The sequence below is a fragment of the Bradyrhizobium sp. CSS354 genome (assembly GCF_029051725.1).
Taxonomy (GTDB): domain Bacteria; phylum Pseudomonadota; class Alphaproteobacteria; order Rhizobiales; family Xanthobacteraceae; genus Bradyrhizobium.
The window spans coordinates 330,287-351,016 of sequence record NZ_JAACFU010000001.1 but is presented as its reverse complement, the minus strand read 5'-3'; the positions used below and the strand labels follow the sequence as shown (position 1 = coordinate 351,016).

Annotated in this window: 19 protein-coding genes; 15 read left to right on the top strand and 4 right to left on the bottom strand. The window is 64.0% G+C overall.

The annotated features are described in order from the left end of the window. Positions 1 to 106 precede the first annotated feature (106 nt). Positions 107 to 412 (bottom strand): hypothetical protein, encoded by a 306-nt coding sequence (locus GWG67_RS01775; RefSeq protein WP_275167436.1) that lies wholly within the window; start codon positions 410 to 412, stop codon positions 107 to 109. A gap of 293 nt (positions 413 to 705) precedes the next feature. Between GWG67_RS01775 and cysS the strand changes: the two genes are divergently transcribed. The 4 genes from cysS (at position 706) to GWG67_RS01755 (ending at position 4,831) form a co-directional block, all read left to right on the top strand. Next, positions 706 to 2,088: a cysteine--tRNA ligase gene (cysS, locus tag GWG67_RS01770; RefSeq protein WP_275167435.1), complete on the top strand. Its 1,383-nt coding sequence runs from the start codon at positions 706 to 708 to the stop codon at positions 2,086 to 2,088. Positions 2,089 to 2,203: 115 nt separating this feature from the next. Then, on the top strand, positions 2,204 to 2,713 hold the full coding sequence (locus GWG67_RS01765) for a GNAT family N-acetyltransferase (protein WP_275167434.1): 510 nt from the start codon (positions 2,204 to 2,206) through the stop codon (positions 2,711 to 2,713). Further along, on the top strand, positions 2,710 to 4,308 hold the full coding sequence (gene cimA / locus GWG67_RS01760) for a citramalate synthase (RefSeq protein WP_275167433.1): 1,599 nt from the start codon (positions 2,710 to 2,712) through the stop codon (positions 4,306 to 4,308). The genes GWG67_RS01765 and cimA overlap by 4 nt, the downstream gene beginning before the upstream one ends. Positions 4,309 to 4,453: 145 nt before the next feature. After that, complete coding sequence (locus tag GWG67_RS01755; RefSeq protein ID WP_275167432.1) at positions 4,454 to 4,831, top strand: VOC family protein; 378 nt, start codon at positions 4,454 to 4,456, stop codon at positions 4,829 to 4,831. On the opposite strand, the gene GWG67_RS01750 is transcribed toward GWG67_RS01755, so the two are convergent. Beyond that, positions 4,828 to 5,433 (bottom strand): TIGR00730 family Rossman fold protein, encoded by a 606-nt coding sequence (locus tag GWG67_RS01750; RefSeq protein ID WP_275167431.1) that lies wholly within the window; start codon positions 5,431 to 5,433, stop codon positions 4,828 to 4,830. The genes GWG67_RS01755 and GWG67_RS01750 overlap by 4 nt on opposite strands. 202 nt (positions 5,434 to 5,635) lie before the next feature. On the opposite strand from GWG67_RS01750, the gene GWG67_RS01745 reads away from it, so the two are divergent. The 4 genes from GWG67_RS01745 to GWG67_RS01730 all read left to right on the top strand — a co-directional run bounded on the left by GWG67_RS01745 (position 5,636) and on the right by GWG67_RS01730 (position 10,227). Further along, positions 5,636 to 7,591, top strand: a complete 1,956-nt coding sequence (locus GWG67_RS01745) for an ABC transporter ATP-binding protein/permease (RefSeq protein WP_275167430.1) — start codon at positions 5,636 to 5,638, stop codon at positions 7,589 to 7,591. Positions 7,592 to 7,673: 82 nt separating this feature from the next. Continuing rightward, positions 7,674 to 8,372, top strand: a complete 699-nt coding sequence (locus GWG67_RS01740) for a phosphatidylserine decarboxylase (protein WP_275167429.1) — start codon at positions 7,674 to 7,676, stop codon at positions 8,370 to 8,372. Positions 8,373 to 8,458: 86 nt separating this feature from the next. Continuing rightward, entirely contained in the window at positions 8,459 to 9,340 is an 882-nt protein-coding gene (locus GWG67_RS01735; protein ID WP_275167428.1) for a phosphatidylcholine/phosphatidylserine synthase, read from the top strand. A gap of 167 nt (positions 9,341 to 9,507) precedes the next feature. After that, positions 9,508 to 10,227 (top strand): RraA family protein, encoded by a 720-nt coding sequence (locus GWG67_RS01730; protein ID WP_275167427.1) that lies wholly within the window; start codon positions 9,508 to 9,510, stop codon positions 10,225 to 10,227. Between the two features lie 18 nt (positions 10,228 to 10,245). On the opposite strand, the gene GWG67_RS01725 is transcribed toward GWG67_RS01730, so the two are convergent. After that, positions 10,246 to 10,539, bottom strand: a complete 294-nt coding sequence (locus GWG67_RS01725) for a hypothetical protein (protein WP_342761013.1) — start codon at positions 10,537 to 10,539, stop codon at positions 10,246 to 10,248. Positions 10,540 to 10,865: 326 nt separating this feature from the next. Here GWG67_RS01725 and GWG67_RS01720 point away from each other — a divergent pair, with 326 nt between their 5' ends. The 7 genes from GWG67_RS01720 to GWG67_RS01690 all read left to right on the top strand — a co-directional run bounded on the left by GWG67_RS01720 (position 10,866) and on the right by GWG67_RS01690 (position 19,660). Beyond that, positions 10,866 to 11,639: a motility protein A gene (locus tag GWG67_RS01720; protein WP_275167425.1), complete on the top strand. Its 774-nt coding sequence runs from the start codon at positions 10,866 to 10,868 to the stop codon at positions 11,637 to 11,639. Positions 11,640 to 11,662: 23 nt separating this feature from the next. After that, positions 11,663 to 12,493, top strand: a complete 831-nt coding sequence (locus tag GWG67_RS01715) for a flagellar motor protein MotB (RefSeq protein ID WP_007608835.1) — start codon at positions 11,663 to 11,665, stop codon at positions 12,491 to 12,493. 272 nt (positions 12,494 to 12,765) lie between these two features. Beyond that, positions 12,766 to 14,664, top strand: coding sequence for a potassium transporter Kup (locus GWG67_RS01710; RefSeq protein WP_275167424.1), 1,899 nt, complete (start codon positions 12,766 to 12,768; stop codon positions 14,662 to 14,664). 140 nt (positions 14,665 to 14,804) lie between these two features. Continuing rightward, positions 14,805 to 16,733, top strand: coding sequence for a potassium transporter Kup (locus GWG67_RS01705; protein WP_275167423.1), 1,929 nt, complete (start codon positions 14,805 to 14,807; stop codon positions 16,731 to 16,733). A gap of 303 nt (positions 16,734 to 17,036) precedes the next feature. Beyond that, a complete protein-coding gene (locus GWG67_RS01700; RefSeq protein WP_063996571.1) occupies positions 17,037 to 17,363 on the top strand; it encodes a rhodanese-like domain-containing protein in 327 nt (108 codons plus the stop codon). 8 nt (positions 17,364 to 17,371) lie between these two features. Further along, positions 17,372 to 18,550: an aminotransferase gene (locus GWG67_RS01695; RefSeq protein ID WP_275167422.1), complete on the top strand. Its 1,179-nt coding sequence runs from the start codon at positions 17,372 to 17,374 to the stop codon at positions 18,548 to 18,550. Between the two features lie 3 nt (positions 18,551 to 18,553). Beyond that, positions 18,554 to 19,660, top strand: a complete 1,107-nt coding sequence (locus tag GWG67_RS01690) for a polyamine ABC transporter substrate-binding protein (RefSeq protein ID WP_275167421.1) — start codon at positions 18,554 to 18,556, stop codon at positions 19,658 to 19,660. A gap of 132 nt (positions 19,661 to 19,792) precedes the next feature. On the opposite strand, the gene GWG67_RS01685 is transcribed toward GWG67_RS01690, so the two are convergent. Continuing rightward, positions 19,793 to 20,725 (bottom strand): lipid A biosynthesis lauroyl acyltransferase, encoded by a 933-nt coding sequence (locus GWG67_RS01685; protein ID WP_275167420.1) that lies wholly within the window; start codon positions 20,723 to 20,725, stop codon positions 19,793 to 19,795. Positions 20,726 to 20,730: the final 5 nt, after the last annotated feature.

Below are 20,730 nucleotides of genomic sequence, written 5' to 3'. Positions count from 1 at the left end.
GATGTGGGGGGCCGAAGCGCGCCCTCCCATAGCCGCTTCCTGCGGCATCGTCACGTCGTTTCAGAGGCCAGCGATTGGGCCTAAAGTACGCCAGTTCCGAGCGAATTCAGCGCTGGCAGGTGATTGCGACATATTCGTCGCAATGGCCATGGGAGCAGTTTGCGCCGGATTTGGGGACAGAGCCGGTAATTTCGTCGGGATCGACCCGGCGATAGGCCGAAGCCTGGGCAAAATCGCGTGACTGGCAGTAGGTGCGCGCGACCTGCGCGCCGCATTTGTCGCTCTTGGCCAGGCACTGATCGACGCCGTAACCATCCGCCTGGTTGGGGATGATGAAGACGCGGGTCTCGGCGCAAGCGCTGGAAACGACAAGGATGGAGGCGCAGGAAATGAGCGCGAGCAATGATCGCATGAAAACACCGGGGGCAAAAAAATGGGAACTGCCAGTTCCAGAATGGGCTCAAATGGTTAAGGAGATGAACCATCTATGCTTGGCGGCTGCGCATGGCGGAGATGAAACGGCATTTTCGCGGCTCTCTTGACGCGGGGCCGCCTCATAGCCCATATGTTCCATCATGAACGGTCTCCTCGTCATTTGCGCCATTTGCCGCGAGATTACGAGCTAGCGATTCGCTGGCTGGAGCCGTCTTTTCTCAAAACCATTGAGAGCACTGGACGCCCGGCCAACAGCCGACGGGTATCCTTATGGAATTGCGCCTCTACGATACGCTGAGCCGAGAAAAGCGCACCTTCGTGCCGCTCGATGCCAAGGAGGTCCGCATGTATGTCTGCGGACCGACCGTCTATGACTTCGCCCATATCGGCAACGCCCGGCCCGTGATCGTGTTCGACGTGCTGTTCCGGCTGCTGCGCCATCTCTACGGTGAGGCGCACGTCAAATATGTCCGCAACATCACCGACGTCGACGACAAGATCAACGACCGCGCGGCGCGGGATTTCCCCGGCCTGCCGCTGAACGAGGCGATTCGAAAAGTCACCGAGCAGACCGGCAGACAGTTTCACGCCGACGTCGACGCGCTCGGCGCGCTCCGGCCCAGCGTCGAGCCGCGCGCCACCGAGCATATCGGCGAAATGCGCGAGATCATCGAGCGGCTGGTCGCCGGCGGCTTTGCTTATGCTGCCGAGGATCACGTGCTGTTCTCGCCGCAGGCGATGAACGCGGCCAATTCCGGGCTGCCGCGCTATGGCGCGCTGTCCAACCGCTCGCTGGACGAGATGGTTGCCGGCGCCCGCGTCGATGTCGCGCCCTACAAGAAGGGCAACACCGACTTCGTGCTGTGGAAGCCGTCCAAGCCCGGCGAGCCGTCATGGCCGTCACCGGCCGGCATAACCGCGCAGGGGCGCCCGGGCTGGCACGTCGAGTGCTCGGCCATGGCCTGGAAGCATCTCGGCGAGCACTTCGACATCCATGGCGGCGGCATCGATCTCGTGTTTCCGCATCACGAGAACGAGGTCGCGCAGACCTGCTGCGCCTTCCACCGGGAGCGGATGGCGAATTACTGGATGCATAACGGTTTCCTGCAGGTCGAGAGCGAGAAGATGTCGAAATCGCTCGGCAATTTCGTCACGATTCACGAGCTGCTCGCGGATTGGCCGGGCGAAGTGTTGCGCCTGAATATGCTCAAGACGCATTACCGCTCGCCGATCGACTGGACGATGAAGTCGCTTGAGGAGAGCGCCAAGACGCTCGACGACTGGTATCGGGTTGCGGCTGACGTCGTACCCGGCAAGCCCGCCCCGTCAGTGGTCGAGCCGCTGCTCGACGACCTCAACACCCCGCTGGCGATCGCGGCGCTGCATGGCCTGCGCGGCAGCGATGTTGGTGCGCTCGCGGGTTCGTTGCGTCTGCTCGGCTTTCTCTCCGAGAGTGCCGCGCAGTGGGAAGGGCGCAAGCAGCAGGCGAGCGGCGTCGATGCCAAGGAAGTCGAGCGCCTGATCTCTGAGCGAACGGCGGCGCGTGCGCGCAAGGACTTTGCGGAATCCGATCGTATCCGCGATCTGCTTGCCGCGATGGGCGTTGCGATCAAGGATTCCAAGGAAGGGACGACTTGGGAGGTCGCGCGATGAAGCGGCCCGACACGCCTTTTCCGCGGCACTGGTTCTATTACATCGCGCTGAAAATCCTACTGCTCGGCGCTGCCGTGGCGCTGGCGCTGAAACTCTATGGGATGTGGTGAAGACGATGGCACAAGCACTCCCAAAGCCCGGCCTGCGGCCCTTCCTGCCGGAAGACGTGCCGGTTCTCGCCGCGATCTTCACGGCCAGCATCGAAGAGCTGACCGGCGACGACTATAACGAAGCGCAGCAGCAGGCCTGGATGGCGGCGGCGGAGGACGAAGAGTTCGGCAATCGGCTCGCCTCCGACCTGACGCTGATCGCAACGCTGGAGGGATCGCCCGTGGGCTTTGCGTCGCTGCGCGGCAAGGATCATATCCGCATGCTCTATGTGCATCCGGCCGTGGCCGGGCAGGGCCTCGCGACGATGCTGGTCGATGCGCTGGAAAAGCTTGCGGGCGGCCGCGGTGCCGACAAGCTGACGGTCGACGCCAGCGACAACGTACAGGGCTTTTTCGCCAAGCGCGGCTATGTCGCCATGCAGCGCAACAGCATCACCGTCAACGACGAATGGCTGGCCAACACCACCATGCAAAAGACGCTCGGCAGCGGACCCGCATCGGGAGCACTGCAATGAGCAAAGAGCGCCTCTATCTGTTCGACACCACGCTGCGCGACGGTGCGCAGACCAATGGCGTCGACTTCACGCTGACCGACAAGCAAATCATCGCCCAGATGCTCGATGAACTCGGCATCGACTATGTCGAGGGCGGCTATCCGGGCGCCAATCCGACCGACACCGAGTTCTTCGGCACCAAGCCGAAGTTTTCGCATGCGCGCTTCACGGCGTTCGGCATGACGCGGCGAGCTGGCCGGTCGGTGTCCAACGATCCGGGCGTGGCCGGGCTGCTGGAAGCCAAAGCCGACGCGATCTGCTTCGTGGCGAAGGCGTCGGCCTATCAGGTGCGCGTTGCGCTGGAGACGACGAAGGAGGAAAACCTCGCCTCGATCCGCGACAGTGTCGCAGCAGCAAAGGCCGCCGGCCGCGAGGTGATGCTCGACTGCGAGCATTTCTTCGACGGTTACAAGGAGGATTCCAGTTTCGCTCTCGCCTGCGCCAAAGCTGCTTATGAAGCCGGGGCGCGCTGGGTGGTGCTGTGCGACACCAACGGCGGCACCCTGCCGAACGAGGTGGAAGCCATCGTTACCGAGGTGACCAAGCACATCCCCGGCGATCATCTCGGCATCCACGCCCATAACGACACCGAGCAGGCGGTGGCGAATTCGCTGGCCGCGGTGCGCGCCGGCGCGCGGCAGATCCAGGGCACGCTGAACGGCCTCGGCGAGCGCTGCGGCAACGCCAATCTCTGCTCGCTGATCCCGACCTTGAAGCTGAAGGCCGAGTATGGTGACGCCTTCGAGATCGGCGTCACGGCGGAGAAGCTCGCAACTCTGGTCAAGGTATCGCGCACGCTCGACGACATGCTCAACCGGGTGCCGAACCGTCATGCAGCCTATGTCGGCGAGAGCGCCTTCGTCACCAAGACCGGCATCCATGCCTCCGCCGTGCTGAAGGATCCGCAGACCTACGAGCATGTCTTGCCGGAGCTGGTCGGCAATCACCGCAAGGTGCTGGTGTCCGATCAGGCCGGCCGTTCCAACGTCATTGCGGAGCTCGATCGCGCCGGTATCGCCTACGAGAAGAGCGATCCGAAGCTGTCGCGGCTGGTCGAGGAGTTGAAGGAGCGCGAGGCGCAAGGCTACGCCTATGAATCCGCCAACGCCTCGTTCGAGCTGCTGGCGCGGCGCACCCTCGGCAAGGTGCCGCACTATTTCGAGGTCGAACAGTTCGACGTCAATGTCGAGCAGCGTTACAATTCGCATGGCGAGCGCGTCACCGTGGCGCTGGCGGTGGTCAAGGTCGACGTCGCGGGCGAGCATCTGATCTCGGCAGCCGAAGGCAACGGTCCCGTCAACGCGCTCGACGTTGCCTTGCGCAAGGATCTCGGCAAGTACCAGAAATATATCGAAGGCCTGACGCTGATCGACTATCGCGTGCGTATCCTCAACGGCGGCACCGGCGCGGTCACGCGCGTCCTGATCGAGAGCGAGGACGAGAACGGCGACAGCTGGACCACGGTCGGCGTCTCCCCCAACATCATCGACGCCTCGTTCCAGGCGCTAATGGATTCGGTGATCTACAAGCTGGTGAAGTCGGGGGCGCCGGCGTAGGGAATAGTGACGTGAGCTATGGCGGCGCCATCAATGCCGTCATTGCGAGGAGTGAAGCGACGAAGCAATCCAGAGTGCTTCCGCAGAGCCAGTCTGGATTGCTTCGCTTCGCTCGCAATGACGAGGAGAGAGGGGAGCGCGACCCATGATCGACCACATCTCCGTCGGCGTCAGCGATCTGCAACGCTCGGCGACATTTTACGAAGCAACGCTCGGGGCCATCGGGCTCACGCGCGTCGTCACGCGGCCGCGGACGATCGGCTTTGGCAAGGCCTATCCCGAAGTCTGGATCAATCTGCGCGAGGGCATGCCGCACGTGCCGCCGGAGAGCGGCGTGCATATCTGCCTGCGGGCCAAGACGACCGCCGAGGTCGATGCATTTCACGCTGCCGCGCTGTCCGCCGGCGGCGCGTCCGACGGCGCGCCGGGTATCCGCCCGCACGACCGCGTGCGTTATTACGCAGCCTTTGTCGTCGACCCCGATGGTAACCGGATCGAGGCGGTGACGTTTCCTGCGGACTAAAGTTTGCGCGCCATTTCCGGGGCGAGCTGCTTTTCGGCATCGTCGATCTGTGCCGCAGCCGCCTTCAGCTTCGGCAAAATCTCTTCGATCCGATCGGCCTTGAGGATGTCGACCGAAAGCCCGGCGCGGATGAACTCGGTCTGACGCATGTGCGACAGCAGCGAGAACAGCGGCTCCCAGAAATTATCGATGTTGGCAAGCAGCACCGGCTTGGCATGACGTCCCAACTGCTTCCAGGTCAATTGCTCAACCAACTCCTCCAGCGTGCCGACGCCGCCAGGCAAGGCCACGAAAGCGTCGGAGCGTTCGAACATCAGCCGCTTGCGCTCGTGCATGTCGGGGGTGACGATCATCTCCTGCACGCGGGTCAGCGCGTTTTCGCGCATCCGCAGGAAGTCGGGGATGATGCCGGTGACGGTGCCGCCGTGATCGAGCACGGAGGTCGCGACCGAGCCCATCAGGCCGAGCGAGCCGCCGCCGTAGACGAGGCGGATGTTGTTCTCGGCGAGCGCCTTGCCGAACGCCTTGGCGCCTTCGGTGAAACGGGGATTTGTTCCTGGGCCGGAGCCGCAATAGACACAGACGGTTTTGATCGTGCTCATTGGTGCCATGATGCATTGCAGCGAAGAGGCGTCAAGCCCAATCGGTGATTCGGGACTTCCGGAAATCTACCGGTAAACGACGAAGAACAATCGAAGATTCGCCATCTGGCGGGGTGCATGGGCATCGGTAAGGCTCTATATGACAAACGAAAATCCTTAATGGCAACGCAGCCCGCATCTGACGGGCTTTTCAGGCTTCTTGATGGACCAAGCTCAATCGCCCGCCGGCCCCAACGTTCCTGATCCCGCCGGGGGGCCGCTGGAGCGGGCCACGCTGATGGGCACGCTGGCGCATCTGTGGCCCTATATCTGGCCGGGCGACCGTTTCGACCTGAAGATGCGCGTGGTCTGGTCGATGGTGCTGCTGCTCGCCGCCAAGCTGATCACGCTGACGGTTCCTTTCAGTTTCAAATGGGCGACCGACGCGCTGACCGGCGCCAATACCGCGCCGGTTCAGGCCGACAATTGGCACCTTTGGGTGATTGCCTCGCCGCTGCTGCTGACAGCGAGCTACGGCGTGATGCGCATCGTGATGGCGGTGCTGACGCAATGGCGCGACGGCATTTTCGCGCGCGTTGCCATGCATGCGGTGCGCAAGCTCGCCACCATCACCTTCATCCACATGCACGAGCTGTCGCTGCGCTTCCACCTGGAGCGCAAGACCGGCGGCCTGACGCGCGTGCTCGAGCGCGGCCGCGAGGGTATCGAGGTCATCGTGCGCATGGTGATCCTGCAGTTGATCCCGACCATCGTCGAGGTCTCGCTGCTGATGGCCGTGCTGCTGTGGCAGTTCGATTGGCGCTACGTGCTCGCGACCCTCGTCACTGTCGCGGTCTACATGTACTATACCTACATCGCGACCGAGTGGCGGATCGGCATCCGCCGCAAGATGAACGATGCCGACACTGAGGCGAACACCAAGGCGATCGACTCGCTGTTGAACTACGAGACCGTCAAATATTTCAGCGCCGAGACCCGTGAGTCGCAGCGCTATGACCGATCGGTCGCGCGTTACGAGGAGTCGAGCGTCCAGGCTTACACTTCGCTTGCCGTGCTCAACACCGGGCAAGCCGTGATCTTCACGCTGGGGCTGACCGCGACCATGCTGATGTGCGCGATCGGTGTGCGCAACGGCACCAACACGGTCGGCGATTTCGTGCTGGTCAATGCCATGATGATCCAGCTTTACCAGCCCTTGAACTTCATGGGCATGGTCTATCGCGAGATCAAGCAGGCGATCATCGATATCGAGAAGATGTTCAACGTGCTGGGGCGCGAGGCCGAGATCAAGGATGCGCCGGGCGCGAAGCCGCTGGTGGTCTCCGCGGGCAATGTGCGTTTCGAGGACGTGCGCTTTGCCTATGAGCCGTCCCGTCCGATCCTCAAGGGCATCAGCTTCGAGGTGCCGGCCGGCAAGACGGTCGCGATCGTCGGACCGTCCGGTGCGGGCAAGTCGACCATCTCACGCCTGTTGTTTCGCCTCTACGACATTTCCGGCGGCAAGATCCTGATCGATGGCCAGGACATTCGCGAAGTCACGCAGGCGAGCTTGCGCGCGTCCATCGGCATGGTGCCGCAGGACACCGTGCTGTTCAACGACACCATCCGCTACAACATCCGCTACGGTCGCTGGGACGCCAGCGATGCCGAGGTCGAGCAGGCAGCGCAGCTGGCGCAGATCGATCGTTTCATCCGGATGGCGCCTAAAGGCTACGAGACCCAGGTCGGCGAGCGCGGTCTGAAACTGTCCGGTGGTGAAAAACAGCGGGTCGCGATCGCGCGCACCGTGTTGAAGGCGCCGCCGATCCTGGTGCTGGACGAGGCGACCTCCGCGCTGGACACCCACACCGAGCACGAGATCCAGGGCGCGCTCGAGCGCGTGGCGAAGAACCGCACCTCGCTGGTGATCGCCCATCGGCTTTCGACCATCGTCGGCGCCGACGAGATCATCGTGCTGGACCAAGGCCGCATCGCCGAACGCGGCACCCACGCGAAACTGCTCGCGGAGGAGGGACTTTACGCCAGCATGTGGAACAGGCAGCGCGAGGCCGAGGCGGCGCGCGAGAAACTGGCCAGAATGGCCGATTCCGGCGAGGCACCCAACCGGGAGCCACCGCCGGTCGCCGATGTCCTGACGACGCCTGCCGCGGCGGAGTGACCTTGTCTCCGGTCCCAACTCTGGCCTAAACAACACCACCGCGCGGGACGACCTGCGCCATCAACCCTGAGCGGCAATAGCGATGTCCATTCTCGATTCGATCCAGCGTCAGATCCCGCCGATCCACAAGGAGGGTTATCCCTTCATCGGTGGCTTTGCGCTGGCAAGCCTCGTCCTGTTCTGGCTGTGGTCGCCTTTGGGGTGGATCGGCACCATCCTGACCGTGTGGTGCGCGCTGTTCTTCCGCGACCCCGTCAGGGTGACGCCGGTGCGCGAGGGGCTCGTGGTGTCGCCGGCCGACGGCCGGGTCTCGATGATCACCATGGCGCTGCCGCCGGCCGAGCTTGGGCTCGGCGACCGGCCGCTGCCGCGCGTCTCGGTGTTCATGAGCGTGTTCAACTGCCACGTGAACCGCAGCCCGATCGCGGGCCGGGTGGACCGTATTGCCTACCGCCCCGGCCTGTTCATCAATGCCGAGCTGGACAAGGCGAGCGAGGACAATGAGCGCAACTCGCTGGTGATCACGACGCCAACGGCGCGGATCGGCGTGATCCAGATCGCGGGCCTGGTCGCCAAGCGCATCGTCTGCTTCGTCAAAGAGGGGCAGGCGATCGGCGCCGGCGAGCGTTTCGGCCTGATCCGCTTCGGCTCGCGGCTCGACGTCTATCTGCCGCTGGGCACCAAGGCGCTGGTCTCGGAAGGGCAGACGGCGATCGCCGGCGAGACGATTCTGGCCGATCTCGCCGGAGACGACCCGAGCCGCGCCTATCGCGCCAATTAACCAATAAGTCGGCCTGAGGGGCCTTCCGCCGCAATGGCGGAGGGGAACGCGGCTTGCTATATCTCGCCTCAAGGTGAGGACGAGCCATGACGCCCTACGACTCTAGAGATCCAGACGTACGCCGGCGGCGGTTCCGCCCGATCCCGGTGCGCATGCTGGTGCCCAACGTCATCACGCTGCTGGCGATCTGCGCCGGCCTGACCTCGATCCGGCTCTCGATCGAGGGGCGGATGTCGCTCGCGGTCTACGCCATCGTGTTCGCGGCGGCGCTCGACGGCATCGACGGCCGCATCGCGCGCATGATCAAGGGGCAGTCCAAGTTCGGCGCCGAACTCGACAGCCTCGCCGACTTCGTCAATTTCGGCGTGGCGCCCGGCCTGATGCTGTATTTCTGGCAGCTGCACGAGCTCGGCAATGCCGGCTGGATCGCCGCCATGGTGTTTGCGATCTCCGGTGGCCTCCGCCTGGCGCGCTTCAATGCCACCATGGACGATCCCAACAAGCCGGCCTTCGCCGCCAATTTCTTCACCGGCGTCCCGGCGCCGGCCGGCGCGATCACGGTACTGCTGCCGATCTATGTCGCGTTCCTCGATCTCGGCCGGCTGCCTGCGGCGGTGACGGCTGCGTATACGCTGCTGATCGCCTTCCTGATGGTGTCGCGCCTACCGGTGTTCTCCGGCAAGACCAAGCGCATGCGGGTGCCGCCCGAACTGGTGCTGCCTGCGTTCGTCGCAGTCATCGTCTTCATCGCGCTGCTGATCGCCTATCCCTGGCACGTGCTGTCGATCGGCACGGTGCTGTATCTCCTCGCTTTGCCGCTCGGCTACAAATCCTATCGCGATCAGGCGCGCGCGTTGGAAGCCACCGGGTCGGCAGGAGGCGAAGTCTCGTCGCCGCCGTCGGCACCGACGCTGACAAACCTGTCGGAGCCGCCGCGCGGCGACGATCGGCCCGACCGCTTGCACTGAGCGGCAGGGCACTAAGCAGCAAGGCGCTGAGCAGCAAGCCACTGATCAACAAGACTTGGATATCTGCCATGAGGCGCCCCGAGTTGGGTTGAGACCCGATCTCGGCTATATCGCCAGGTGCCGGCGACACCGCGCCAACAGCGGCCGCCAATCTGGGAGAGAACGCCGTGACGAATACTGCGACCGGGCCGCTGCCCGCTTCCGTCCTCGAAGCGCTGGGCCGCTATGACACCCCGACGATCTGCAATGCCATGGAGATCGTGGCGCCCGAGCGGCGGCTGATCGGCTACACCACCAAGCCACTGGTCTGCCCATTCCCCGATCTGCCGCCGATCGTCGGCTACGCCCGCACGGTCGCGATCCGCTCGGTGCTGAAAAATTCGCTACCGCCGGAAGAGCAGTCCAAGCGCCGCATCGAATATTACGAATATGTCGGGACCGGCCATGGTCCGCGCATCTCGGTGATCCAGGACATCGACGGTCCCGACGTCGGCTACGGTGCGTTCTGGGGCGAGGTCCAGAGCAACGTGCACAAGGCGCTCGGCTGTCTCGGCGTGATCACTGACGGCTCGATCCGCGACATCCCGCAATGGGCACCTGGATTCCAGGCGCTGGCCGGCTCGATCGGACCGTCGCATGCGTGGGTGCATGCCGAGAGCTTTGGCGGCGAGGTGCGCGTTGCGGGCATGACCGTGAAGTCGGACGACCTGATCCACGCCGATCTGCACGGCGCCATCGTGATCCCGCGCGACATCGCCGCAAAGCTGCCCGAGGCCGCCGAGCTCTGCGGCCGCCGCGAGACGCCGATCCTCGAAATCGCCCGCAGCCCCGACTTCTCGCTGGAGAAGCTGAAGGCCGCACTGAAGCGGTCGGCGGAGATCCACTAACGGCCGGACCGGAACGATCTACGGCTGCGACGTTGCTCGCAGGCCGCCCTGGTCCGTCAGGAACAGGGCGGCTTGATCTGGCTCGCCGAATACCGCGGCAGCGCATCCGATCAAGGTGAAGCCGCCGGCAAAATCCCACAGGGTGATATCTTCCGCATTGTCCGGCATCTGGATCAGGCGCGCTGCGATCACGGCCAGGGCCGCCTCGACAAAGAGCAGCACGCTGAACGCCGGCAAGACGAGCTCGGGTTCGAGCATGTGGAGCGCCAGCACTGCGGGAAGCGCGGTGAGAAGACTGAACAGCGTCACCATTGCGATGCCTTCCGCCATGAGGTGCCGGTCCGGTCCAGAATACCAACTGATCGGTCGCGCCCGATGTGGCGCAGGGCCGCAGCCGAAGGTTTCGCGCACGCACGGTGATGGGTGCGCGGCGCCGTATGGTTAGCAAAATGTTGAAATCCCTGTCGGCAGTCGGCAAAAGCCGGCGCCTTTCAGCGCGCTGCGGCCGCCAGGCGCGACGGCTCAACTTAACCTTTACGCGTCTTTAATCGCGGCTCACTAGGGTCTCCGATGCGGTTCGGGGTTGGGCCGCGCCATCGGCCAGGACGGCCGTTGTTGCGTTCGCGTTGGAGTCTCCCATGGATATCATGACGAGCATCGGGCTCGTGGCGGGCATTATCGTCATCGCGACGATGATGCTGCTGGGCGGCGATCTCCACATGTTCGTCTCCGAGCATGCGATGATCATCATCTTCGGCGGCTCGACGGCTGCGACCATGATCCGCTTTCCGCTCTCGACGCTGATCCATGGCCTGCCGCTCGGCGCCAAATTTGCCTTCACAATGAGCCGTCTGTCGGCGCACGATCTGGTCGACGAGCTCGCCCGCATCGCCGAGATCGCCCGCAAGCAGGGCCCGGTGGGGCTGGAAAAAGTAGAGACCGACGAGCCGTTCCTGGCCAAGGGCATCCGCTACGTCGCCGACGGCTACGACCTCGATTTCATTCGCGACAATCTCGAGCGCGACCGCGACAATTTCTTGATGCATCTGGACGAAGGCAGCAAGATCTACCGCGCCATCGGCGACTGCGCCCCGGCCTTTGGCATGGTCGGCACGCTGATCGGCATGGTGCAGATGTTCGCCAACATGACCGACCCGTCAAAGCTCGGCCCGTTCATGGCGACCGCGCTGCTCGCGACTCTCTACGGCGCGCTGGTCGCCAACCTGTTCTGTACCCCGATCGCGGACAAGCTGCATGGCAAGCTCCTGGACGAAGAGACCAACCGCACGCTGATCATCGACGGCATCCTGATGATCCGCGACTCCAAGAGTCCGACGTTGGTCCGCGAAATGCTGCTGGCCTATCTGCCCGAGAAGCACCGCCACGCCGAAGGCGAGCCGGTTCCGGCCTGATTCTGCCCGCCGGGATTTGAGATATGGCCAAGAAGAAGCGCGGCGATTCACACGGAGGCGGTCACGGCTGGTTCGTGACCTTCGCCGACCTGATGGGCCTGATGATGAGCTTCTTCGTGATGCTTGTCGCGTTTTCGACCCAGGATGCCAACAAGCTGAAGGTCGTCGCAGGCTCAATGCGCGACGCCTTTGGTGTCCAGACCGAAGCGCGCTATTCCGGTATTGTCGAGTCCGACGGCCTGCCGACCCGCCCTCGGCTGAAGAACGTCGATCACATTCAGCCCGAGGACTCCTCCAACACGCCGACGCCGGACCAGGAGGATCGTGACCGCACGTCGGGCGCCAAGATCAAGGTCGACCGCAATTTTGCGCTGGCGGCGGCCTCGCTGCGCCAGGCGTTGCAGGACATGCCGGAACTGACCGAGATGTCCAAGCACATCATGTTCGAGGAGACCAAGCAGGGCCTCAACCTCGAGATCGTGGACCAGGACGGCCGCTCGATGTTCGCCGACGGCTCCAAAGTGCCCTATGACCGCACCCGCCGCTTGATCGAGAAGCTCGCTGTTCCGCTCAAGGCGACGCCGCTGCGCGTCTCCATCGCCGGCCACACCGCGGCTGGATTTGTGCCGACCCGCAGCGACTACGGTGCCTTCGACCTGTCGGCCGACCGCGCCAATGCCGTCCGTCAGATCCTCGAACGCGAGGGCCTGCCGGGCGCCCATGTCTTTGCCGTCTCCGGCAAGGCGGACACCCAGCCGCTGTTCCCGGACGATCCGTCGCTTGCCGCCAACCGGCGGGTGACCATCACCCTGATGCGTGAAGATCCGCCGCTGCCGCCGAATCTGAAGCCTTAGGACGTCTCCGAGCGAGGCGGACGCCGCTTCGTCTGAAGAAAACGCGACAAAACAAGGATGTAGAGCCCGTTCCGCTTCAATCGGGACGGAAAGGCTCAGGGCTCTTGTGCCACCATCGTACCTGAGGCATGTCGTCGCGTGGGCGACGACCGTTGCTGCGGCGTCACAGCATCTGCCCCGGCGCCTGCTATGGTGATGTGCCGATTGACAGGGGCGCCGGAACCGTCAAAAGGCGCCGGATCAATTCTCGGGCAGAAGCGTTCCAGTTTCATATGACGGCGAGCATCACATCGACCGAAGCTCAGGACGGGCCGGTCACCTCTGGTTTCTGGGGCCTGACGCTCGGGAGCATCGGCGTCGTCTTCGGCGACATCGGCACGTCGCCACTTTACGCATTTCACGAGGCGGTCAGGGGCGCGGCTCATGGCCAGCCGGTCTCGCGGGTCATGGTGCTCGGCGTGCTCTCGCTGATCCTGTGGGCGCTGCTGATCGTCGTCACCGCCAAATACGTTCTGCTGCTGCTGCGCGCCGACAACAACGGGGAGGGCGGCACGCTTTCCCTCATGGCGCTCGGCCAGCGCGCGCTCGGGCGGCGGAGCTGGTTCCTGACGGCGCTCGGCGTCGTCGGCGCCTCCATGTTCATCGGCGATTCCATGATCACGCCGGCGATCTCGGTGCTGTCGGCGGTCGAGGGTCTGAAACTCGCAACTCCTGCCTTCGAGCACTATGTCGTTCCCCTGACCGTTCTCATCCTGGCGCTGCTGTTCGCGGTCCAGAGCAAGGGGACGGCGCTGGTGGCCTCGGCCTTCGGGCCGGTGATGGTCGTCTGGTTCACAGTTCTTGCCGTGCTGGGCGCCATTCACATCGCCGACGATCCGTCGGTACTCGCTGCGATCAATCCCTATTACGCGCTGCAATTCCTGCTGTCGCACGGCACCATCGGCCTGGTGACGCTGGGCGCGGTGTTCCTGGCGGTGACCGGCGGCGAGGCGCTTTACGCAGATCTTGGCCATTTCGGCCGCAAGCCGATCCAGTCGGCCTGGATGTTCTTCGTGCTGCCCTCGCTCCTGATCAACTATTTCGGGCAGGGCGCACTGGTGCTGTCCGATCCCAGCGCGATCGAACATTCCTTCTACCGCATGGTGCCCGAGCACTTCGTGCTGCCGCTGGTCGGGCTTGCGACCGCCGCGACCGTGATCGCGAGCCAGGCGGTGATCACCGGAGCCTATTCGCTGGTCTATCAGGCTGTGCAACTCGGCCTCCTGCCGCGCTTCGAGGTGCGCTTCACCTCGGAAACCCACGCCGGCCAGATCTATCTGCCGCGGGTAAACCGGCTGCTCCTCATTGGTGTGATGCTGCTGGTGCTGTTGTTCCACACCCCCAGCAACCTGGCATCCGCCTACGGCATCGCGGTCTCCACCACCATGGTTGCCGACGGCATCATGGGCTTCATCGTGATCTGGAAATTGTGGAACTGGCGCGCCGCGACGGCCGCAGCCGTGATCCTGCCCTTCGTCGTGGTCGACATCAGCTTCTTCAGCGCGAACCTTCTGAAGCTGCTGGAAGGCGCCTGGGTGCCGCTGCTGTTCGGCGTCATCATGGCCGGGACAATCTGGACCTGGCGGCGAGGGTCGGGGATCCTGATCCAGAAAACACGCCGCATCGAGGTGCCGCTGGACGATCTGATCCGGAGCCTGGAGAAGCGGCCGCCGCATATCGTCAAGGGCACCGCGGTGTTCCTGACCAGCGATCCCTCTTTTGTGCCGACCGCGCTGCTGCACAATCTCAAGCACAACAAGGTGCTGCACGAGTATAACGTGGTCCTGACGATCGAGACCGCGCATACGCCGCGGGTTGATCTGTCGGAGCGTTTCCGGATGGAGAAGATCAGCGACAAGTTCTTCAAGGTCCGCCTGCGCTTCGGTTACATGGAGCAGCCGAATGTGCCCAAGGCGCTTGCGATCGCGCGCAAGCAGGGCTGGCAGTTCGACATCATGTCGACGTCGTTCTTCGTGTCCCGGCGCTCACTGAAGGCGTCGGCGCAGTCCGGCATGCCGCTTTGGCAGGACCATTTGTTCATCGCGCTGAGCCGGTCCGCCAACGACGCCACCGACTATTTCCAGATTCCCACCGGACGGGTGGTTGAAGTCGGAACCCAGGTCACCATCTAAGAGGCGGCCGGCGAAGCTATGCGAAATTGCATGCCTAAGCCCCGAAATCGGGCTAGGCTATGCCGGTAGCGCAGGCCTATAAGCCGCGCGCCCTTCTGCCGTTGTGCAGTGAAGCATTTTAGAGGCCATCAGGCTCTCCCATGACAAGTGATGTAGCGATTTCCGCCCCGGAAACGGCGGCGGCCAATGGGCATGGCGATGCCCACACCACCGCCCGTTTCGGTGCGCTGACACTCGGCAGCATCGGCGTCGTCTATGGCGATATCGGCACCAGCCCGCTCTACGCGTTCCGCGAAGCCGTCATGGCGGCCTCTGGCGCGGAGGGGGTGCCGACGCCGGCAGCCGTGCTCGGCGTGCTCTCCCTGATCCTGTGGGCGCTCATCGTCGTGGTGACGCTCAAATACGTCGTGATCCTGCTCCGTGCCGACAACAACGGCGAGGGCGGCACGTTGGCGCTGATGGCGCTGGCCCAGCGCGCAGTCGGCACCCGCGGAGCCACCATCGTCCTGCTCGGCATCATTTCCGGCGCCCTGTTCTACGGCGACGCCGTGATCACGCCGGCGCTCTCGGTGCTGTCGGCGATCGAAGGCATGAAGGACATCACGCTGCACTTCGAGCCCTACATCGTACCGCTGACCGTGATCATCCTGGTCGGTCTGTTTGCCGTGCAATCCCGCGGGACCGCTCGCGTCGCCGCCTTCTTCGGGCCGATCATGTGCGTCTGGTTCGCTGTGATCGCGATTGCGGCGATCCATCCGATCATCGAGCAGCCGCAGGTGCTGTTCGCGCTGAACCCGCTCTACGCCGTGTCCTTCATGATCCACCACGGCATCATAGGCTTTGTGACGCTCGGCGCGGTGTTCCTGGCGGTCACCGGTGCCGAGGCGCTCTATGCCGACCTCGGCCATTTCGGCAAGCGACCGATCCAGACCGCCTGGCTGTTCATCGTGGTGCCGTCGCTGGCATTGAACTATCTGGGGCAGGGCGCCCTCGTGCTCGGCGACCCCGGCGCGATCGTCAGCCCGTTCTTCCAGCTCTTTCCGCAAGGTTTTTTCCGCGGCTGCATGGTCGTGCTGGCGACCGCCGCAACTGTCATCGCGAGCCAAGCGGTCATCACCGGTGCCTATTCGCTGACGCGTCAGGCGATCCAGCTCGGTCTGTTGCCGCGGTTTGAAATTCGCCATACGTCCGAAGCCCATTCGGGCCAGATCTTCATCCCGCGCATCAACCAGCTCCTGCTGGTCGCGGTGGTCCTGCTGGTGCTCTTGTTCCGCTCCTCCAGCGCGCTGGCCTCGGCCTACGGCATCTCCGTCACCGGGACCATGGTCGTCACGGCGATGATGGGCTTCGTGGTGATCTGGAAGGTCTGGCGGTGGTCGCCGTTCACGGCTGCCGCCCTGATCGCGCCGTTCCTGTTCCTCGACCTCACCTTCCTAGCCGCCAATCTGCTCAAGGTATTCGAGGGGGGCTGGGTGCCGCTGGCGCTCGGCGCGCTCATGATCATCCTGATGTACACGTGGCGGCGCGGCAGTCGGCTGCTGTTCGAGAAGTCGCGCAAGCTCGAATTCCCGCTCGCCGACCTCGTGGCGATGCTCGAGAAGCGGCCGCCGCAACGCGTGCCCGGCACCGCCGTGTTCCTGACCAGCGATCCCCTCAGCGCCCCGACCGCGCTGATGCACAGTCTGAAGCACTACAAGGTGCTGCACGAGAAGAACGTCATTCTCACCATCGAGACCGCACAGACCCCGCGCATCGATCCGGCCGAGCGGGTGAAGCTGGAGCAGATCTCGCCGACCTTCTCCAAGGTGACGCTGAAGTTCGGCTTCATGGAATCGCCCAACGTGCCGAAGGCGCTGGCGATCGCCCGCAAGCTCGGCTGGCAGTTCGACATCATGTCGACCTCGTTCTTCCTGTCGCGGAGGGCGCTCAAGCCGGCCGCCCATTCCGGCATGCCGCGCTGGCAGGACCGGCTGTTCATCTCGCTCAGCCGTTCCGCCAACGACGCCACCGACTATTTCCAGATCCCCTCCGGTCGCGTCGTTGAGGTCGGCACCCAGGTCACCATTTAGCTCCGCCGCTGTCATCGCCCGGCTTGACCGGGCGATCCAGTATCCAGAGAACGTGCGTAGATACGGGGAGGCCGCGGCGTACTGGATTCCCCGCTTTCGCGGGGAATGACACCGAGTTAGCGGTGAGGGTGTGAAGCAGGAGCTTCAGGCATCCTGAAGGTCGCGCTTCAAGTCGCTGCGATTTAGCTTTAACTTGCGCAAGGCAGCTCAAGCCTTTGTAGCGCTTGATTTTCACCGGCCGAGAGGCGAGGTTGCCGGCCGCCGGGATCGCCCCGGCAGCGGCCCGCGACGTTGGAGGATGATGTGGCAAATCAAGTACAGGATCTGACCCCGGACGAGGTCTCCAAGGGTGTCGCGGAAGGGCGCTATCTCCTCGTCGACGTGCGCGAGCCGAACGAGGTCGAGGCCGAGGCTTATCCCTACGGCGTGGTCGTGCCGCTCTCGACCTTCGATCCCAAAGCGATCCCCGATCCCGAGGGTAAGGAGGTCGTGTTCGCCTGCCGCTCGGGCAAGCGTTCGGTGACGGCCTCGCTGGCGGCGCAGGCCGCGGGCCTGCCTTACGACAAGCATCTGGCCGGAGGCATGCTCGGCTGGAAGGCGGCGGGTCTTCCCAGCAAGGTCGGCGGCTGACCCCGCCGATGTCCAAGAGCTCGTCCCTCAACAAGGTCTTCGCGGACCTTCCCGTCACCATCTTCGAGGCAATGTCGCAAGCCGCGCGCGACAATGCCGCCATCAATCTCGGGCAGGGCTTCCCCGATGATCCCGGCCCCGAGGACATCCGCCGCGCCGCGGCCGATGCCTCGCTGAACGGCTACAACCAGTACCCGTCGATGATGGGCCTGCCGGAACTGCGCCAGGCGATCGCGACCCATTACGGCCACTGGCACGGCCTCAAGCTCGATCCGATGAGCGAGGTGATGGTGACCTCCGGCGGCACCGAGGCCCTGACCTCGGCCATCCTCGCCGTGGTCCAGCCCGGTGACGAAGTGGTGTGCTTCCAGCCGGTGTACGATTCCTATCTGCCGATCATTCGCCAGGCCGGCGGCATTCCGCGCCTGGTCCGGCTTGAGCCGCCGCATTGGCGGCTGAATGAGGACATGCTGAAAAGCGTCTTCAATTCAAAGACCAAGGCGGTGCTCTTCAACAACCCCCTGAATCCGTCCGCGGTGGTGTTTCCGCGCGAGGACCTCGAGCTGCTGGCGCGCTACTGCCAGGAGTTCGACGTCATCGCGATCTGCGACGAGGTCTGGGAGCACGTCACCTTCGACGAGCACAAGCACATCCCGCTGATCACCATCCCCGGCATGCGCGACCGCACCATCAAGGTCGGTTCGGCCGGCAAGATTTTTTCGCTGACGGGCTGGAAGATCGGCTTCGTCTGCGCCGCGCCGCCGCTGCTGCGCGTTGCCGCCAAGGTGCACCAGTTCCTGACCTTCACCACCGCGCCGAACCTCCAGGCCGCCGTCGCCTACGGCCTCGGCAAGCCGGACGAGTATTTCCTGTCGATGCGCAAGGACCTGGCGCGGAGCAGGGACCGTCTCGCCAAGGGACTGGAGAGCCTCGGCTTCCCGGTGCTGAAGTCGCAGGGCACCTACTTCCTCACCGTTGACCTGTCGCCGCTGGGGCTGAACGAGAGCGACACCGAGTTCTGCTGGCGGATTGTGAAGGACTACAAGGTCGCGGCAATCCCGGTGTCGGCCTTCTACGAGCAGGATCCTGTGACCTCGGTGGTGCGCTTCTGCTTTGCCAAGAAGGACGAGACGCTCGATACCGCGCTGGAGCGGCTGTCGGACGCGGTGCGCGGGCGCAAGAGGTAGGAGATGACGATCGTCAGCCGCTTTGGTTTTGGCCTCGCGATCGCCGCCGCGCTGACGTTGCTCTCCGCCCCCGCAGGGGCCGAGGAGCGGGTCGTCAACTTCTACAACTGGTCGAACTACGTGGCCCCCGATGTCCTCGAGGCCTTCACCAAGGAGACCGGCATCAAGGTGGTCTACGACACTTTTGACGCCAACGAGACCCTGGAGACGCGCTTGATGGCCGGCAAGTCCGGCTATGACGTCGTGGTGCCCACCGCCTATTTCCTCCAGCGCCAGATCAAGGCCAACATCTTCCAGAAGCTCGACAAGTCGAAGCTGCCGAACCTGGCCAATGCCTGGCCGGTGGTGACCGAACGTCTCGCGATCTACGACCCCGGCAATGTCTACGCCGCCAATTACATGTGGGGCACGACGGGCATCGGCTACAACGTCGCCAAGCTGAAGCAGATTCTCGGAGCGGATGCGAAGATCGATAGCTGGGACATCGTGTTCAAGCCGGAGAACCTCGCAAAATTCAAAGACTGCGGCGTGCACATGCTCGATTCCGCCGACGACATCTTTCCGGCGGCGTTGAATTATCTTGGGCTCGATCCGAACTCGACCAAGCAGGCCGAACTCGAGAAGGCCGCCGATGTCGTCGCCAAGGTGCGGCCCTCCGTGCGCAAGTTTCATTCGTCCGAATATCTAAGCGCGCTCGCCACCGGCGAGATCTGCTTCGTGGCCGGCTGGTCCGGCGACATCATGCAGGCCCGCGCCCGCGCTGCCGAAGTCAAGAGCGGCATCGAGATCGGCTACGCCATCCCGAAGGAGGGCGCGCAGATGTTCTTCGACAATCTCGCGATCCCCGCCGATGCGAAGAACGTCGCGGAAGCCTACGAGCTGATCAACTATCTCTACCGTCCGGACGTGGCCGCCAAGAATACGGACTTCCTGTCCTACGCCAACGGCAACCTCGCCAGCCAGAAGCTGGTCGATCCGAAAATATTGAACGACAAGAATATCTATCCGGACGAGGCAACGCTCGCAAAGCTGTTCGTCATCACGGCCCGCGAGCCGGCGACCCAGCGGGTCATCAATAGGCTCTGGACCAGGGTGAAGACGGGACGGTAATCGCGCCCGTCATTGCGAGGAGCGAAGCGACGAAGCAATCCAGAATCTTTCCGCAGAGGGAGTCTGGAGCTTCGCTTCCGCCTTCGCTCTTCGAGCTACGGCGGACAAGTCGCTCGCAATGACGAAACAGGATCACCGCCAACGTCGGTGTAGCCACAGCCACTGCTCGGGATGCTCGCGGACCCAACCTTCCACCACGCTGGTGATCGCCTGGGTGGTGCCCTGGATGTCGATCCTGCCGTCGGCGTCGCGCACCGGCTGGACCTCTTCGGTGATCTCGGCGGTGAAGCGGCCGCCGGGAAGGCGGATGACGCGGACGCCGTGGATCGGGCATTCGACCTGGCGCAACAGGCGCGCCAGCATCGGATTGGCGCGGGTCTTGCGGCCGAAGAAGGTGACCTCGACGCCGCCGGTCAGATACTGGTCGATCAGCATCGCGACGTGCTTGCCGTCCTTGAGCGCCTGCGCAAGCCGCAGCGGCGCGTCGCGCCCCGCCGGGATCAGCGTGCCCATGTTGACTTGGCGCATCTCCTGGATGATGCGGTCGGCGGAGGCGATATTCGGGCGGCGGTAGAGGATTGCCGCATCGAGCCCGTGTGCGACCGCGGCGAGCGCCGGCAATTCCCAATTGGCCAGATGCGCGGCGAAGATCAGCGCCGGCTTGCCGTCGTCGCGGATTTGATCGAACAGCTCGATGCTGCGGCTGGGCAGTTCGATCCGACTGTTTTCCGGATGATCGCGGTCATAATCCCAGACGTGGTCCATATGGGCGAATTCGGCGCCGACGCGACCGAGATTGTCCCAGACGCCCATCAGGATGGATTCGATTTCCTCGGGCGGCTTGTCCGGAAACGCGGCGGCGAGATTGGCGCGGCCGATGCGGTGCTCGCGCAGGCGCGGCCCGATCAGCCTGGTGACGCGTGCGAAAAACTCCGAGGTCTTGGCCGGATCGAAATAACGCGTGGTGCGCAACATGCCGACGGTGGCAGCGCCGATCAGGCCTCCACCGATCGATTTGGCCGTCTCCCGCGCGCGGGCCTTCGTCCTCGCAGGAAGCAGCGCCATGCGTC

Coding starts and splice junctions, on each gene's coding strand:
- GWG67_RS01775 (WP_275167436.1), bottom strand. CDS start 412: ATGCGATCATTGCTCGCGCTCATTTCCTGCGCCTCCATCCTTGTCGTT.
- cysS (WP_275167435.1), top strand. CDS start 706: ATGGAATTGCGCCTCTACGATACGCTGAGCCGAGAAAAGCGCACCTTC.
- GWG67_RS01765 (WP_275167434.1), top strand. CDS start 2,204: ATGGCACAAGCACTCCCAAAGCCCGGCCTGCGGCCCTTCCTGCCGGAA.
- cimA (WP_275167433.1), top strand. CDS start 2,710: ATGAGCAAAGAGCGCCTCTATCTGTTCGACACCACGCTGCGCGACGGT.
- GWG67_RS01755 (WP_275167432.1), top strand. CDS start 4,454: ATGATCGACCACATCTCCGTCGGCGTCAGCGATCTGCAACGCTCGGCG.
- GWG67_RS01750 (WP_275167431.1), bottom strand. CDS start 5,433: ATGAGCACGATCAAAACCGTCTGTGTCTATTGCGGCTCCGGCCCAGGA.
- GWG67_RS01745 (WP_275167430.1), top strand. CDS start 5,636: ATGGACCAAGCTCAATCGCCCGCCGGCCCCAACGTTCCTGATCCCGCC.
- GWG67_RS01740 (WP_275167429.1), top strand. CDS start 7,674: ATGTCCATTCTCGATTCGATCCAGCGTCAGATCCCGCCGATCCACAAG.
- GWG67_RS01735 (WP_275167428.1), top strand. CDS start 8,459: ATGACGCCCTACGACTCTAGAGATCCAGACGTACGCCGGCGGCGGTTC.
- GWG67_RS01725 (WP_342761013.1), bottom strand. CDS start 10,539: ATGGTGACGCTGTTCAGTCTTCTCACCGCGCTTCCCGCAGTGCTGGCG.
- GWG67_RS01720 (WP_275167425.1), top strand. CDS start 10,866: ATGGATATCATGACGAGCATCGGGCTCGTGGCGGGCATTATCGTCATC.
- GWG67_RS01715 (WP_007608835.1), top strand. CDS start 11,663: ATGGCCAAGAAGAAGCGCGGCGATTCACACGGAGGCGGTCACGGCTGG.
- GWG67_RS01710 (WP_275167424.1), top strand. CDS start 12,766: ATGACGGCGAGCATCACATCGACCGAAGCTCAGGACGGGCCGGTCACC.
- GWG67_RS01705 (WP_275167423.1), top strand. CDS start 14,805: ATGACAAGTGATGTAGCGATTTCCGCCCCGGAAACGGCGGCGGCCAAT.
- GWG67_RS01695 (WP_275167422.1), top strand. CDS start 17,372: ATGTCCAAGAGCTCGTCCCTCAACAAGGTCTTCGCGGACCTTCCCGTC.
- GWG67_RS01690 (WP_275167421.1), top strand. CDS start 18,554: ATGACGATCGTCAGCCGCTTTGGTTTTGGCCTCGCGATCGCCGCCGCG.
- GWG67_RS01685 (WP_275167420.1), bottom strand. CDS start 20,725: ATGGCGCTGCTTCCTGCGAGGACGAAGGCCCGCGCGCGGGAGACGGCC.